This window comes from Falsiroseomonas sp. (genome assembly GCF_041690465.1).
In the GTDB taxonomy this organism is placed as follows: Bacteria; Pseudomonadota; Alphaproteobacteria; order Acetobacterales; family Acetobacteraceae; genus Falsiroseomonas.
Genome location: NZ_JAWLHG010000008.1, coordinates 172,251 through 187,395 on the forward strand (window position 1 = coordinate 172,251; position 15,145 = coordinate 187,395).

The following is a 15,145-nucleotide window of genomic DNA, read 5'->3' on the forward strand; positions in this document are numbered from 1 at the left end:
CGCGTGCCCTTTCCCTTCAGCTTTCGACCGGCACCGCCAGGCAGGCGCGGAGCGACTGCACCAGTGCCTCGCGGTCGTATTTCGCGACGAAGTCGGTGAAGCCCGCCGCGCGCGCCTCGCCCAGCGCCGGCGCATCGGTGCGGCCGGACAGCGCGACCATCGGCAGCTCCGCCCAGGGGCCGCCGTCGCGCACCGCGCGCGCGAAGGCGAAGCCGTCCATGCCCGGCATCTCGATGTCGGAGACGATGGCGTCGAACATCGCGCCGCGCTCGCGCAGCGAAAGCGCCTCGGAAGGCTGGGCGACCGCCACCACCTCGTAGCCCTCGGCCGAGAGCGTCGGCACCACCAGCTCGCGAAAGAACGAGCTGTCCTCCACCACCAGCAGCCGCTTCGCCGCCTCCGGCCCGGAGCCCGGGCGGAACCAGTCGCCGCCGGACTGGCGCAGCCACCATGCGGTGTCGATCACGTCGGTCACCTTGCCGGCGACCACCGCGGTGCCGAGGAAGCCGGGGCGGTCGGCCGCGGACTTCACCTCGAGCCGCTCCTCCACCACGTCGAGGATGGCGTCCACCATCAGGCCCAGGCTGCGCTCACGCTCGCTGAACACCAGCACGGTCTGGCGGCCGCGCTCCTCCGCCTCCGGCGAGACGCCATGGCCGCCCATCGGCACCAGCGGCATGAGCTGGCCGCGGTACTGCACCACCGGCACGCCGCCGGAATACTCGATCTTCTCCACCGGCAGATCGTCGAGCCGCGCGACCAGGCCGAGCGGCACCGCCTTCGGCGTGCCGTCGCCGGCACGGAACAGCAGCAGCGCCGTCTTCTCGGAGGACCGGAAGCCGCCGCCGCCCGCCTCCGCGCCGCGCGTGCCGGCGGCCTCGGCCGTCACGCCGGTGGCGCGCGCGATCCCGTTCGGATCGAGGATCATGATAACGCTGCCATCGCCGAGGATGGTGTTGCCGGAAAACACGCCGATGTGCCGCAGGATCGGCGGCACCGGCTTGACCACGATCTCCTCCGTGTCGTGGACGCGATCCACGATGATGCCGAACAGCGAGGCGCCGACCTGGGTGACGACGACGAAGCCGATGTCGTTCTCCGGCCGTGCGTCGCCGGACTCCTCCTCGAGCCCCAGCACCTTCGCCAGCCCGACCAGCGGCAGCAGGCGGTCGCGCAGGCGCAGCACCGCGGCATCCTTGATTCTCTCCACCTGCGCGCCTGAGGCGCCGCCGACGCGCACCAGCTCCAGCACGCCGATCTGCGGGATCGCGAAGCGCTCGCCCGAGACCTCCACCACCAGCGCGGAGACGATGGCGAGCGTCAGCGGGATCTTGATGGTGAAGCCGGTGCCGCGACCGGCGGTGGAGGAGACGTCGATGGTGCCGCCGATCCGCTCGACATTGGTCTTCACCACATCCATGCCCACGCCGCGCCCGGAGACGGCGGTGACGGCGGCGGCGGTGGAGAAGCCGGCGCGGAAGATGAAGCGGTGGATCTCGCGGTCCGACATGCCGGCGATCTCAGCCTCGGTGGCAAGCCCCTGGGCCAGCGCCTTCTCGCGGATGCGCGCGGTGTTCAGCCCCTTCCCGTCATCGGCGATCTCGATGAGGATATGGCCGCCTTCGTGATAGGCGTTGAGCGTGATGCGGCCGGTCTCCGGCTTGCCCGCCTTGCGCCGTTCCTCGGTGGATTCCAGTCCATGGTCGGCGCTGTTGCGCACCATGTGCGTCAGCGGGTCCTTGATCAGCTCCAGGACCTGGCGGTCGAGTTCGGTCTCGGCGCCGCGCATGTCGAGCTCGATCTTCTTGCCGACTTCACGGGCCAGGTCGCGCACCAGCCGCGGCAGCTTCGCCCAGGCATTGCCGATCGGTTGCATGCGCGTCTTCATCACCCCGTCCTGCAGGTCGGAGGTGATGTGGCTGAGGCGCTGCAGCGGCACCGAGAAGGCCTGGTCGCCGCGGGCGCGCGCCACCTGCATCAGCTGGTTGCGGGTCAGCACCAACTCGCTGACCAGCATCATCAGATCCTCGAGCACGTCCACCGCGACACGGATGCTCTGCGGCGGCGCGGCGCCGGCGCCCTCCTGCGGGGCAGCCTCGGCGACCGTGGGTTCGGCGGGAACCGGCTCGGCGGCCATTGCCGCAGCGGCGGGCGGCTCGGCGGCAAGTTCCGGCGCAGGTCGTGCGCCGAGCGGCTGCGGCGGCACGCCATCCGCCGCGGCGTCCAGCGCCGCGATCAGCGCGCGGTCGTCGCCCGCGGGCTCCGCCCCGCCCTGCTCGATGCCGGTGACGATCCCCTTGATGCAATCCAGCGCCTGGAGCACCAGGGTGATGCCGTCCGGCGTGACCTTCAGCGCGCCGTCGCGATAGCGGCCGAGCACGTTCTCCGCCGCATGTGCCACCGCCTCCAGCCGCGACAGGCCGAGAAAGCCGCAGGTGCCCTTGATGGTGTGGACCGCCCGGAAGATCTCGGACAGCGTTGGCTTGTCGTCCGGCACCTTCTCAAGCCGCACCAACGCCACGTCGAGCGCCGCGAGGCCCTCGTGAGTCTCGGTCAGGAAGTCCGCGATCAGGTCGTCCATGGTCGCTCCGGCGGCAGATGCAGGCCCCCGAATACGACAAGGCCTTTGAAGAAGCGGTGAACGTGCGCCGCCCGTTCAGTGATGAGCGTGGACCACCGCGTGCTCCCGCCCGCGGGCGATCAGCAAGCGGCTGACCGGAAATGCCGCGACCGCCGCGACCGCAAGCGCAAAGCCGGACAGGACCGCCGCGCCACCGCCGGCGCGATCGTCGGGCCGGACGCCCAGCCGAGCGCCGTGCCGATCACCAGGGTCGCCGACCAGGCGATGCGGCTCAGCGCCGGCCCGGCATGATGGGGGTGGTCGGAGATGGCCGCAGCCTCGATCCGCGAGCGGGGCAGCGCGCCCCGGCCGGATCACGGCCTCAACTCTCCCAAAGTGGGAGGATCAAACCCGCCCGCCTCACGGCTGCGCGAGTCCTGCCGCGCCTGGACCCGAGTTGCCCGGACTGTGTCCGCGCAACTCGGGTCCAGCCCTTTCGAGCCGGCGATTCACGCCCTGGGGTGCCCGCCTGCGGCGTGCACAGCCGGGGCGATCGCGGGCTAATGCCCCCCGCCGAGATAGGCGTCGCGGATCTCCGGCCGCGCCAGCAGCTCCGCCCCGGTGCCGCTCATGGTGATGCGGCCGGTGACGAGGACGTAGCCGCGGTGGGCCAGCCGGAGCGCCTGGTTGGCGTTCTGCTCGACCAGCAGCACGGTCAGCCCCTCGGCCTCGTTCAGCGCACGGATGGCGGCGAAGATCTGCCGCACGATCAGCGGCGCCAGGCCGAGCGAGGGTTCGTCCAGCAGCAGCAGCCGCGGCTTCGACATCAGCGCGCGGCCGATCGCCAGCATCTGCTGCTCGCCCCCCGAGAGCGTGCCGCCACGCTGCGCCTGGCGCTCCTTCAGGCGGGGGAACAGCGTGAACACCTTCTCCAGCTCCGCCCCCGGCTCGTGGCCCTGCGCCTGCGCGCCCATCAGCAGGTTCTCGAGCACGCTCATCCGCGGGAAGATGCGCCGCCCCTCCGGCGACTGCGCGACGCCCATGCGCATGATCTCATGCGTCGGGCGCAGGGAGATGTCCTGCCCGTCCAGGACCACACGCCCTGCCCGCGCGCGCGGATCGCCGCAGAGCGTCATCAGCAGCGTGGACTTGCCGGCACCGTTGGCGCCGATCAGCGTCACGATCTCGCCGCGGTCCACATGCAGCGAGACGCCCTTCAGCGCCTCCACCGCGCCATAGGCGGCGACGAGGCTGGTGACCTCCAGCATGGCAGAGGTCATGCCTCCTCCTCCTCGCCGAGATAGGCGGCGATCACGGTGCGGTCGTTGCGCACTTCCTCCGGCGTGCCGTCGGCGATCTTCTTGCCGTGGTCAAGCACCACGACATGGTCGGAGATGCCCATCACGATGCCCATGTCATGCTCGATCAGCAGCACGGACGTCCTGGGCTCGCCTTCCGCCGCGGTGCCGTCCCGGATCGCCACCAGCAGCCGCGCCAGCTCCTCCGATTCGCGCGGGTTGAGGCCGGCGGCGGGCTCGTCGAGGCAGAGCAGCGCCGGGCCGGTGCACATGGCGCGCGCGATCTCGAGCCGCCGCTGCGCGCCGTAGGGCAGCGCGCCGGCGGGGTCGTCGGCGCGCTCGACAAGGTTGGTGGCCCGCAGCCAGGCAACCGCGCGCGCCACCGCGAGCGCCTCCGCCTTCCGGTAGCCGCCCAGCCCGAGCAGCGCGCCGATGCCGAGGCCGGTGGCGGCGTTCAGCGGTACGTGCTGCGCGACCAGCAGATTCTCGAGCGCGGTCATGCCGGGGAACAGGCGGATGTTCTGGAAGGTGCGCGCCACGCCGGCGCGCGCGATGTTGTGGTCCTTCAGCCGCTGCAACTCCGCGGTGGTGCCGTCCCTGCGCAGCAGGCGAAGCCGGCCGTCGCTCGGGCGGTAGAAGCCGGTGATGCAGTTGAACACCGTGGTCTTGCCGGCGCCGTTCGGGCCGATCAGCGCCGTGATGTCGCCGCGCCGCGCGGTGAAGGAGACGGCGTCCACGGCGAGCAGGCCGCCGAAGCGCATCGTCAGCGCGTCCACTTCGAGGATCGGGGCGGCGTCGCGCATGGCGGGGGTGGCGTTCATCCGCGCCCCTCGCTGACATGCTCCGCCGCGACCACGCGGCGCTGGCCGAGCGCGATGGTCGGCGTGCGGGTGCCCACCAGGCCGCGCGGGCGCAGCACCATGATCACCACCATCGCGGCGCCGAACACCAGCATCCGCCATTCCTCAAGGTCGCGGAACAGCTCGAAGCCGCCGATCATCACCATGGCGGCGACCGCCACGCCGATCTGGCTGCCCATGCCGCCGAGCACGACGATGGCCAGGATGATCGCGCTCTCGATGAAGGTGAAGCTTTCCGGGCTGATGAAGCCCTGCCGTGTCGCGAAGAAGGCGCCGGCGAACCCGCCGAACATCGCGCCCAGCGCGAAGGCGGTCAGCTTGGTGTTGCGCACGTTGATGCCGAGCGCGCGGCAGGCGATCTCGTCCTCGCGCAGCGCCTCCCAGGCGCGGCCGATGGGCTGGCGGCGGATGCGCACGCTCACCCAGTTCGTCAGCAGCGCGAGGGCGAAGATCAGGTAGTAGAGGAAGATCACCCGGTGCACCGGGTTGGGCTCCAGGCCGAAGAAGTGGGCGAAGGTGCCGGGCTCGCCGGACATGTCGAAGGGCAGCCCGAAGAAGGAGGGGCGCGGGATACCGCCGATGCCGTTCGGGCCGCCCGTCAGCTCCACCCAGTTCAGCAGCACGATGCGGATGATCTCGCCGAATGCCAGCGTGACGATCGCAAGGTAGTCGCCGCGAAGCCGCAGCACCGGAAAGCCGAGCAGCACACCCCAGAAGGCCGCGAGAATGCCGGCCAGCGGCAGGCAGAGCCAGAAGGAGAAGCCGAAATACTGCGCCAGCAGCGCATAGGAATAGGCGCCGACCGCATAGAAGGCGACGTAGCCGAGGTCGAGCAGGCCGGCGAGGCCGACCACGATGTTGAGCCCCCAGCCGAGCATCACATAGGTCAGCACCAGGATACCGAGGTCGAGCTCGTAACGCCCGATACCCGGAACGAAGGGCAGCAACAGCGCGGCGGCGAGCAGCGCGGGCGCGAAGACACCGGCGAGCCACCGCGTCAGCGCCGCCTGCCGCGGCGAGGGGGCGAGGCTGTGCGGCCGGAGCCCCCAGAGCGTGACCACCAGCCGGCCGAGAAACACCAGCCCGCAGAGGATTGCCACATCACCCCAGCGCTGGCGCAGGAACAGCTCGCCGCTCGGCGCCACGTCGGTGCGCAGCCCGACCATCACGCAGAACAGGCCGAAGGCGACAGCGGTGGCGATCGCCGCGTCGCGCAGCGCGGCGGTGAGGCGCGTCATACCTTCTCCACCTCCTGCCGGCCGAGCAGGCCGGTGGGCATGAAGATCAGCACCAGCGCCAGGATGGAGAATGCCGCGACATCCTTGTACTGCACGCTGAAATACGCCGACCAGAAGGTCTCGATCAGCCCGATCAGCAACCCGCCCAGCACCGCGCCAGGCAGGCTGCCGATGCCGCCCAGCACGGCGGCGGTGAACGCCTTCACCCCCGCGAGGAAGCCGATGTAGAAATCGATCACGCCATAGCGCAGCAGGTAGAGCGTGCCCGCCACCGCGGCGAGCGAGGCGCCGATCACGAAGGTCAGGCTGATCGTGCGGTCGGTGTCGATGCCCAGCAGCGAGGCCATGCGCCGGTCCTGCTCGCAGGCGCGCATGGCGCGGCCGAGCGATGTCTTCGTCACCAGCCAGGTGAACACCGCCAGCACCGTCAGCGTGGTGACCACGATCAGGATCTGCATGGTGGAGAGCTGCACGACGAAGGTGCCCTCCCGCATCACCTCGAATCCGCCGCTCACCAGCGGCTCCATCGGCTTGACCCGCGCACCCTGGCTGATCTGCACGTAGTTCTGCAGCACGATGGACATGCCGATCGCGCTGATCAGCGGCGCCAGGCGGAAGGAGCCGCGCAGCGGCCGGTAGGCCACGCGCTCCACCGTCCAGCCATAAAGCGCGGTGAAGGCCATGGAGATGGCCAGCACCAGCAGCAGCGCCGCCGGACCTTCCATGAACCCGCCGGAGATCAGCATGACGATGGAGATCAGCGCGACGAAGGCGCCGATCATGAAGATGTCGCCATGGGCGAAGTTGATCATGCCGATGATGCCGTAGACCATGGTGTAGCCCACCGCGATCAGGCCGTAGATCATGCCGAGGCTGATGCCGTTGATCAGCTGCTGCAGCGCATAGGCCAAGCGCCGTTCTCCCATTCCGCGAGCCGTCCCGGTCCTGACGGTCGGGCAATGGGAGCGGATGCGCAAGAGTGGCGGAGGCCTGGGGCGGCTAGGACGACCCGCCCCCGCGGCGGAACGGGCGTGCGCCGGCCTTCGTCGCATGATGCGGCACGCGTTCGCCGCTGCCGGGAAGCCGGCCCTGGTGGTAGTGCTTCTGCCACTTGGCGTCCTGCTCGCTGCTGCCGGGGGTGCGCAGCGCACTGGTGAAGTCGCTGCGGCCCTGGCTCCAGGCGCGGTGCTCGCGCTCGAGCGCCGGATTCTCGGCCAGCTTGCGGATCTCCGGCTCGACCGCGGCGACCGGTCCGCGCGGCAGCGGGAAGAAGAAGCAGAACGGCTCGCCCGGCTCGAATCGGATGACGTGGTTCGGGCGGGTGAAGCGCCAGTTCATGGTGAAGGTCATCGGCGCCCAGTCGGTCTCGACGATGCCGGTCAGCGGCGCGATGCCGTCCTTCGGCGCATTGGGCGGGCCGCCCACCCAGAGGCTGACCCCCGGGTCCGTGCGGATCAGCGTATGGAGGTGGAAGGTGAGGACACCGGCGCCAAAATGGCTCACCGGCACGGTGGCGCCGGGCCGGTTGACGCGCATGACGATGTCCTGCGGCCGTTGCCCGCCGCTCCAGAAGGCCTCCACGTCACAGTCGGCCAGCACCTCCCAGCCATGGCCGTTGGCGATGGTCAACGGCAGGCAGCGATAGGCGAAGGCGTCCGGGCTTTCATCCATCCAGCGGCGCCGGGTGTCGCCGGGCCGGATCTCGGGGAAGGCGCCGCCAAGATCGTAGGCGATAAGGCTCGGCTTGGCTGGTGCGTCGTTCATCGGCGGGCGTCCTCTCGGGCCGGGCGATCCGCCGCCCGGCCCCGCCCTTCAGCGTAGCGCAGCCGGGCCATATCTGGCCCGGCCCGGCATTCACGCACGGTGTTCAGGAGAAGATATCGTTGTACTGCACCGTGATGTCGATCAGGTTGCCGTCCACGTCGCCTTGTGGAGGCGGCGGCGTGATCGGCGGCGCGCCGGCCGGGACATCATCCGGATCGGTGCCGTTCGTGTTGCCCTGGACCGCGAAGAACTCGGTTGCATCACTGCCACCCTTGATCGCCACGCCCAGCAGGTTCGCCAGTGTGAAGTCGGGATCGATGGTGGTCTGCAGGTGGGTTAGGACCTCATCGAGCCAAGTGTCGAGGTCGTCATCGGCAGCCTCGGCGACGCCGTCCACCTTCACCAGGACGAAGCCATCGCCGCCCGGTGCCGGCGTATCGTCCAGCGCCGCCCCGACCGCGTCGTCGAAGTAGAGGACGACATTGGAGATGTTCGCCGGCCACTCGGGGAAGTAGTCGGTTTCCGGCGGCGGCGGTGGTGGCGGGGGAGGCGGCGGAGGGGGTGGAGGCGGCGGTGGAGGAGGCGGTGGAGGCGGTGGAGGCGGTGGCGGTGGAGGCGGTGGCGGCGGAGGAGGCGGAGGAGGCGGAGGAGGCGGCGGCGTGTAGTCGGTCGGCTCTATCGCCGCCAGGGAGAAGGAACTCGCCTCCGAATATCCGACCTCGGCATAGGCGTCCGTGTACGCCTCGGCCGTCGTCTCGAAGCTGTAGTAGCCCGCATCGGCCGTCGCATCGGCGCCGGCGTCGGCCGACCAGCCCTCCACATCGAGATACACATTGATGTCGGTGTAGAAGTCCTTGTCAGCGTCGGCTTCGACGTCGAAATCTATCTCATAAGAGTAGGATTCGGTCACGGCAATGCCCTCCGTGCTCAGCCGGTGGGATTCCCGGCAGGCGGCAGGCTATGGATCGCCGCCACCGGCATCAAAGGAGCAGAAGGTGAAGCACCCAAGCGGCTAGGACCGAAGCGTGGCCGGAAAGAACGCCGCGCGCCGCTCCTCCGTACGCCACCAAAGTAGTAGCATCAGTGGAGCTGGGCGCAGGCCTTGGACCACCACCGGAAGGGGAATGGTGTGCGGGGTGGGCCCGAGCCGCCAAGGCTGCGATCTGAGCGCCGGATAGCGACCGCGCGCCTGACGGCCCCGCCATCCGCGGCCAAATGGAACCTGCCACCAACCTCCCCCTCCTGCATTGGCGAGTCGAGCGGGTGCAGGGTGGTCAGCACGACCGGCAGCATGTCCTGCACGGACCGGTGCGGCCACCGGAAGGGGCGGCGCCCGGCAGCCGGGCCACGCCCTGCTCGGCCGGAGCGCCGACCCAGGCCGAGGCAGCAAAGCCCGGTCGGCGGCGCGGGCCGTGCGCTTGGACGTGCCGCTCGGCGCAGCGTTTCGAAGCCGTTGCCTCGCGCAGCGCTCCCTGGTCCCGCAGGCGGCCGAACTCAGGGTATCCCGAGCAGGCCTATCAAGCCGAGGGACAGGCAGAGGAGGACTACGAGCGACAGCATCGTCGCCATCGCCACGCGTGCGCCGCTCCGGGCAACAGCACGTATGTCGACGCCCAGGCCGAGTGCGGCCATGGCCAATGCCGTGAGAAGCCCGGCCGTGAGGCGCAGCGGATCGAGCATCCAATCCGGAACCAGCCCGATCGAGCGCATCGTGGCAAGGGCCAGGAAGCCGGCGACGAACCATGGGACGTAGCGCCCGACTTCCCACCTGGGCGCGGCGTGCCCTCCGCCAGCGGAACTCGCCCGACGTCGCAGCAAGAGCGAGAGTATCAGCACCACCGGCCCCAGCATCACGACGCGCAGGAGCTTCACGAGGGTGCCGGCCTGCATGCTTGGCCCGCCAAGCGGCGCCGTCGCTGCCAGGACCTGCGGCACTGCATAGACGGTCAGCCCCGCCAAGGTCCCGTATTGCGTCGCCGACAGGCCGAGGGCCGGAGCGAGCGCGGGCAGCGCCAGCACGACAGCGACGCCGAGCACGGCAGTGAAGGCGATGGCGGAGGCAATCTCTCGCGGGCCGGCTCCGACCACCGGCGCGACGGCCACGATCGCCGAGTTGCCGCAGATCGCGTTGCCGCAGGCGACCAGCACAGCCACGCGGCGTTCCAACCCGATGGCCCGACCGATGACGTAGCTGAGCAGCAGCGCGAGCACGACCACGCTCACCACCCCGAGAAGCAGGCCAGGCCCGGCCGCCGCGACGGCGCGAAGGTCAAGCGAAGCACCGAGCAGCACGATCGCCACCTCCAGCAGCGGCCCCGCCGCGAAGCGAATACCGGGCCGCCAAGGCTCCGTCGGGTCCCACAATGTCCTGAGCGCCGCCCCCAGCAGGATCGCGAGCACCAGCACTTCGACATAGGCCTGGCCTACCGCCCATTCCTCTACCGCCTGCGCAGCGCGCGCCGCGGCCGCGACGGCGGCGCAGAGCCCCAGGCCGAGCGCGAGTCGTCGCATCAGACCGAACACGACGGGGCCCGCGCCGCGCTTGCTTCGCGCAACGGGGGGCCCTGTCGGCGCAGTGCCGGCAGGCGGCCGTCGCCATCGACGAGCCTGCTGCGGAGGCGCCCTCGCGAAGACGCGCTCAAGCGGGATCCGCCAAGACGAAGGGCCGGGATCAACATGCTGCCACTGCTCGGTTCTGCTAACGCAGGAGAAAGGCGCCGTTGCAGCCGGGGTTGCCCCTGTCCGGCTATTTCGGCGCCGGTGCCGCAACGCAGGGCCAGGCTGCTGTGAAGCAAGAGAGTGAAGCGAAGCCGCTTCAGCCCGAGGCTGGTTGCGTGGCGTCCTCCGTGGATCGGCCGGCGACGTCTTCGCCGAGCGGCGTCAGCCGGTAGGTGCCGCGTTCCACGCGCTCGAACCATCCATAGACATTGCGGAGCAGGATGCGCCCCGCATCCGGCACGAGATGCGCCAGATCGCGGGTGCGAAGAGGGCCGGCCCGCAGCGCCATCGCGCAACGCAAGGCTGCCTGGCGGTAGGCCGTCATGATCGGTCGCCGGTTTCCGCCACCCGGTGTCGGGTCGCCGCGCCGAAGCACATGCTCGCGCAGCAGCAGACTACGACGCTTTGCGTTCGCCCGCGGCCGGTACGGCGAGGGCTCCGCCAGGACTTCGACCGAGCCGGTGGAGGGGACCACGGCGAGGAGACCGAAGCCCAACATGCGGCAGAGCTTGTGGGCTCGGCGGTCGCGATCGCGCCCCCGGCGGGTTGCCGGCACGGCGAGCCAGACCTCATCGCAGCTGGCGGCGCGGTCCACGCCCTGCAGCACAAGCTCAAGCGTCAGGCCGGCCTTCATTTCCGCAATGATCAGGAAAGGTGTCTCGCCCGCGCGGACCGCGACGACGTCGCAACCCAGCACCTCGCCTTTGGCTTCGAAGCCCAGGCGTTCGAGATGGGCCTTCACTGCGGCATAGAGCGAGGCCTCCCGGATACGGCGGCTCATCGCGGCATGTTCCCCTGATGGTGTCGGCCCTGCGGCATGCGCTTGGAACCTCCGCAGCCGCCGCCTCACGCCGGCGACAAGCGAGAGCGGACCTGCCGTGGCGTCAAGCCCGGGCCGTTCCTCAGCACGCAGCGGACCACGGGCGGTGGTGAGCCCGACCGGGGCGGCCCGGGCCGGCAACCGCCGCGCTGCACATGTGTTCTCAGGTGTCGCAAGCATCCGGATGCACCCATGCCCTCCCGCCGCGGCGACTCGGTTCTCGGAGCGATTCTCCTCGGTGGAGCCCTGGTCTTTTCAGCCGCACTCTCGGCGCGCTACTCGCCCGCGCCAATCCATCCGCGCCGCTGGGCCTACTACAGGCGCCTGGCGAAGCCCGCCTTCACGCCGCCGGATTACGCCTTCGCGGTCTGGGGGCCGCTCTGGTTGGCGCTCGCCGTCGCCGGCTGGCGACTATGGCGCGCGCCGAAAAGCCGCGCGCGCAGCCGTGCGCTGCTGCATTGGTTTGCCGCGCAGGCACTCAATCCCGTATGGCTCTGGCTCGGGTTCCGCCGGCGGAATCGCGGTGCGATGGCACTCGAGGGTGCTGGAGCAGTCGCGAACGCCGTGGCCCTCGCCGATGCCGCACGACGCACCGATTCGATGGCGGGCGTCCTCTCGCTCCCTTATCTGGCGTGGATCGGGTTCGCTGGCCTCCTCAGCGAGGAGCTGTGGCGGCTGAACCGAAACCGCGAGGCCTGACTGCGGCCGTGCCTCGAGCGACTCTCAAGCGCAAGACGGCAGGCGCCGAGGTGGAAGATCTGCGGGGCGGTGCTGCTGCAAAGGCTCTTGGACGACCCGCCGCGGCTGTCGGCTTCGAGCGGCGGATGGAGCGGACCGCCCACGCGCTCCGCGCAGCCCTCGCATTCCGGGACCGGTGACGCGGTGGCGGGACAGCTGGCGCGAGTCGCTGGCCCAGCGCGACCGCATCAACGGAGCACCTGCAGGCGTCGATTCCGCCGATGGCCGTCATCGCCTCATATGCGATGCTACCGAGCTGCCGCCCGCCCCGCGCCGGCTCTCGACAAGGAATCCGCGACGAATCAGAGTTCCCGGCCTCGCATGTCGGGGTTGATGCCGCGTGTCGCCAAAGTCTCTCCGCAGCCATCAGGCGCAGCTCCTCGGCGTCGTGCAGTCCATCGCGAAGCGTGAGGCCTCGGGGCTGCGCGATGTGCTCGCCGCGGTGACGCCCGGCGGCGGCAAATCGCTACTGCCCGTCCTCGCTGCGCGCGAGCTGATCGGTGCAGGGCTCTGCGACCGGGTCTGCTGGGTGGTGCCGCGCGACAGCCTTCGCCTCCAGGCCGAGGAGGCCTTTGCCGATCCGGCCTGGCGGGTGGCGCTCGGGCATGCGCTCTCCGTGCGTGCCGCCGAGAACGGGGCTGATCCGTGCCGCGGCCTGGCCGGCTATGTCACCACCTACCAGGGTGTCGCCGCCGCGCCCGAGCTCCACCTCGCCGAGTTCCAGCGGCACCGCTACCTGCTCGTCGTGGACGAGGTGCACCACTTGCCCGCGCTTGCCGCTAACGACAATGCGGGCGGAGGCGAGCGTAGCATCGACGAGGCCACTGGCTGGTCGGCGGCGATCGAGCCCCTGCTCTCCCTCGCCTCCATCCGCCTGCTGCTCTCGGGCACGCTGGAGCGCGCCGACGGACGCCGCATCCTCTGGCTGCCATACCGTCGCGGCGGCGGCGGGCGCGATGAGGTGGACATCGCCGCGCCGGGTTGGGCGGTGGTGGGCTACAGCCGGGCCCGCGCGCTCGCCGAACGGGCCGTGCTGCCCGTCTCCTTCGGCGCGCTGGACGGCGAGGCAAGCTGGCTCGGGCCGGAGCCGGAGGAAGGCGGTGAGCGCCCACGGCTCGGCCCGCATCGGCTGCGTGCCCCGGCGCCGAACGAGGCGACGCGCCCGGCGATCTTCACCGCACTCCGTACCGGTTTTGCCGAGGCGCTGCTGCGACGAGCCTTCGATGCGACGCGAGCCCTCCGCGCGGAGCGCCGTCTTCGCCGTGGCCTGGCACCTGGTGAAGCGGCCCGGGGCCTGGGCAAGCTGCTGGTGGTGGCGCCGGACCAGGCGCAGGCGCGGCGGTACCTCGCGCAGCTTCGCCGTTGGGTGCCGCCGGCGCAGGCGGAGACAATGGCGCTCGCCGTCTCGGAGGAGCGCGGCGCGCATGAGACACTCGCCGCCTTCCGCCTGACATGCGAGCCCTCGGTGCTGGTCACCGTCGCAATGGCCTATGAGGGTCTCGATGCGCCCGAGGTGGCCGTGGTGGCGGCACTTACCCACGTCCGCTCGCGTCCCTGGCTCGAGCAGATGATCGCGCGCGCCACGCGGGTTGACCCGCATGCCGGGCCCTACGAGGGGCAGCGCGCGACCGTCTTCCATCCCGATGACCCGCTCTTCGCCCGTTTCCGGTGGCGAATGGAGCGCGAGCAGGGCACGCGCGCCAAGCCGCCGCGAGGGCCACGCCAGCCGGCATTGCCATTGCCGGATTGGCTCGAGGACGAGTTGGCCGAGGCGCGCGAGCGGCACGGCATCGTGCCGCTGGAGAGCAACGCGCTCGCGCTGCGGCTCAGCACGCTGCGGCCCGGGCCCGACCTCGCGGCAGGGCTGGCCGTGGCACGCGAGCCGGACAGGCAAGGCGATCTCCTTGCGCCACCTTCCGTGGCCGAGCGGCGCCTGCGCACACGGCTCAGCGAAGTCATTGCCGCTCAGGCGGTCGAGGACATGGCTGATGGCGTTGCCGCCGCGGTGGCGCCACCGCGCGGCACCGGGCTCTACCACGCCTACAACGCGGCCCTGAAACGCGCGCTCGGCGGCAAGGGGCGAGGCGAGATGTCGCTCGCCGAATTGGAGGCCGCCCTGGAGTGGCTCGGGCGCAACCGCATTCGCGACCACCTGCACCTGCTCGAGGGTGATCACCGCTTTGGCTGGCGAGCCCGGCCACGCGCCGACTGGCGGCCTCCTGTCGGCCGTCCTGCCAACGCTCGTCCTGCCAATGACAAAGGCAAGGCGAAATCAAAGCCGCTGCGCATCTGTGCGGCGGAGGTGCGGCGGCGGTAAGCATGCAATCCTGACGGCAGAGGGCCGCCGCTAAGGCGGCGACCAGTAGAAGCGCTGGGCGAAGCGCATCGGCAACCTCGCGCCCAGGCCGGCCGTTCAAGCGATTCCGACAGGCACGGGGGGATCAAAGCGCCTGCCGCCGCGTTGCCAGGACTGACAAGAGGTACCGCCAGGGCCGCCCCGGAGGCACACGATGTACATCGCCCGCTTTTCGTATGACCTGCTGCCCGTCAACCGGGAGCGTGCCATCGACTTCGTCCGGCGCGAGGTCGAGGCCGCACAGCGGGAGGGGCTGACCGCGCGCCTTCTCGTGCCGCTGACGCGGGGCGAGGGCGGCGCGGCTCTTCAGTTCGAGGTGGAGCTGACCAACCTCGACCAGATCGAGACGTTGCGCCATCGCGGTGGACCAGGCCAGGACACCGGAGACTGGATGCGTGCCTTCAGCGAGATCCTGCTGCGGCCGCCCTGCGTCGAGATCCTGCGCGTGGACGGGGACAGACCAGCCGCGAACGGGTCCGCGTGACGATCGCGGCGCCATACGTGGAAAACTGCCGCTCAAGCGATGGTGGCTGGGCTGAAGTGGAACTGCATACGCGAGCCGTTCTCCGCCTTCTCGCTTGGGAGAACATATCTGCGGCTGAGTCGTCGTGCTGGACACCCGGGGGCACGAGCAGGTCAGCACGCGGCGGCTGCAGGTGACGGAGTAGCGCGGCCCCGCGCACGGCAGCAACCACTAGAGCGGTTTCCGAGCTGAATGAATCGAAGGGGATTCCCCGGCGCGGGGCGGATCTGATTCAAGCTGTCTGTCGGCGAGGAGGCCGACAGGCATGTC

13 protein-coding genes are annotated in these 15,145 nt (G+C 70.5%); 4 read left to right on the forward strand and 9 right to left on the reverse strand.

The features are described 5' to 3' along the window. Positions 1 to 16: 16 nt before the first annotated feature. Positions 17 to 2,581, reverse strand: a complete 2,565-nt coding sequence (locus tag ACESM1_RS11205; RefSeq protein ID WP_372620076.1) for a chemotaxis protein CheW — start codon at positions 2,579 to 2,581, stop codon at positions 17 to 19. An 81-nt stretch (positions 2,582 to 2,662) separates the two neighbouring features. On the opposite strand from ACESM1_RS11205, the gene ACESM1_RS11210 reads away from it, so the two are divergent. Continuing rightward, positions 2,663 to 2,872: a hypothetical protein gene (locus tag ACESM1_RS11210; protein WP_372620077.1), complete on the forward strand. Its 210-nt coding sequence runs from the start codon at positions 2,663 to 2,665 to the stop codon at positions 2,870 to 2,872. Between the two features lie 248 nt (positions 2,873 to 3,120). Here ACESM1_RS11210 and ACESM1_RS11215 read toward each other — a convergent pair whose 3' ends face one another. From ACESM1_RS11215 to ACESM1_RS11250, 8 genes are all read right to left on the reverse strand, one after another. After that, positions 3,121 to 3,828: an ABC transporter ATP-binding protein gene (locus ACESM1_RS11215; RefSeq protein ID WP_372620103.1), complete on the reverse strand. Its 708-nt coding sequence runs from the start codon at positions 3,826 to 3,828 to the stop codon at positions 3,121 to 3,123. An 8-nt stretch (positions 3,829 to 3,836) separates the two neighbouring features. Further along, on the reverse strand, positions 3,837 to 4,679 hold the full coding sequence (locus tag ACESM1_RS11220; protein ID WP_372620079.1) for an ABC transporter ATP-binding protein: 843 nt from the start codon (positions 4,677 to 4,679) through the stop codon (positions 3,837 to 3,839). Next, on the reverse strand, positions 4,676 to 5,956 hold the full coding sequence (gene livM, locus ACESM1_RS11225) for a high-affinity branched-chain amino acid ABC transporter permease LivM (protein WP_372620081.1): 1,281 nt from the start codon (positions 5,954 to 5,956) through the stop codon (positions 4,676 to 4,678). Before livM ends, ACESM1_RS11220 begins: the two co-directional genes overlap by 4 nt. Beyond that, positions 5,953 to 6,867 (reverse strand): ABC transporter permease subunit, encoded by a 915-nt coding sequence (locus tag ACESM1_RS11230; protein WP_372620083.1) that lies wholly within the window; start codon positions 6,865 to 6,867, stop codon positions 5,953 to 5,955. Before ACESM1_RS11230 ends, livM begins: the two co-directional genes overlap by 4 nt. 88 nt (positions 6,868 to 6,955) lie before the next feature. Next, positions 6,956 to 7,720: a DUF6065 family protein gene (locus ACESM1_RS11235; RefSeq protein WP_372620084.1), complete on the reverse strand. Its 765-nt coding sequence runs from the start codon at positions 7,718 to 7,720 to the stop codon at positions 6,956 to 6,958. A 103-nt stretch (positions 7,721 to 7,823) separates the two neighbouring features. Further along, the gene (locus tag ACESM1_RS11240) at positions 7,824 to 8,630 is read right to left on the reverse strand and encodes a hypothetical protein (protein WP_372620086.1); all 807 of its coding nucleotides are present in this window, start codon (positions 8,628 to 8,630) and stop codon (positions 7,824 to 7,826) included. 584 nt (positions 8,631 to 9,214) lie between these two features. Next, positions 9,215 to 10,231 (reverse strand): YeiH family protein, encoded by a 1,017-nt coding sequence (locus tag ACESM1_RS11245; RefSeq protein WP_372620088.1) that lies wholly within the window; start codon positions 10,229 to 10,231, stop codon positions 9,215 to 9,217. 304 nt (positions 10,232 to 10,535) lie between these two features. Then, entirely contained in the window at positions 10,536 to 11,219 is a 684-nt protein-coding gene (locus ACESM1_RS11250) for a DUF2161 family putative PD-(D/E)XK-type phosphodiesterase (RefSeq protein WP_372620090.1), read from the reverse strand. A gap of 231 nt (positions 11,220 to 11,450) precedes the next feature. Between ACESM1_RS11250 and ACESM1_RS11255 the strand changes: the two genes are divergently transcribed. The 3 genes from ACESM1_RS11255 to ACESM1_RS11265 all read left to right on the forward strand — a co-directional run bounded on the left by ACESM1_RS11255 (position 11,451) and on the right by ACESM1_RS11265 (position 14,836). Then, entirely contained in the window at positions 11,451 to 11,957 is a 507-nt protein-coding gene (locus ACESM1_RS11255; protein ID WP_372620092.1) for a TspO/MBR family protein, read from the forward strand. Positions 11,958 to 12,336: 379 nt separating this feature from the next. Beyond that, on the forward strand, positions 12,337 to 14,313 hold the full coding sequence (locus tag ACESM1_RS11260; protein WP_372620094.1) for a DEAD/DEAH box helicase: 1,977 nt from the start codon (positions 12,337 to 12,339) through the stop codon (positions 14,311 to 14,313). 193 nt (positions 14,314 to 14,506) lie between these two features. Then, the gene (locus tag ACESM1_RS11265) at positions 14,507 to 14,836 is read left to right on the forward strand and encodes a hypothetical protein (protein ID WP_372620095.1); all 330 of its coding nucleotides are present in this window, start codon (positions 14,507 to 14,509) and stop codon (positions 14,834 to 14,836) included. Positions 14,837 to 15,145: the final 309 nt, after the last annotated feature.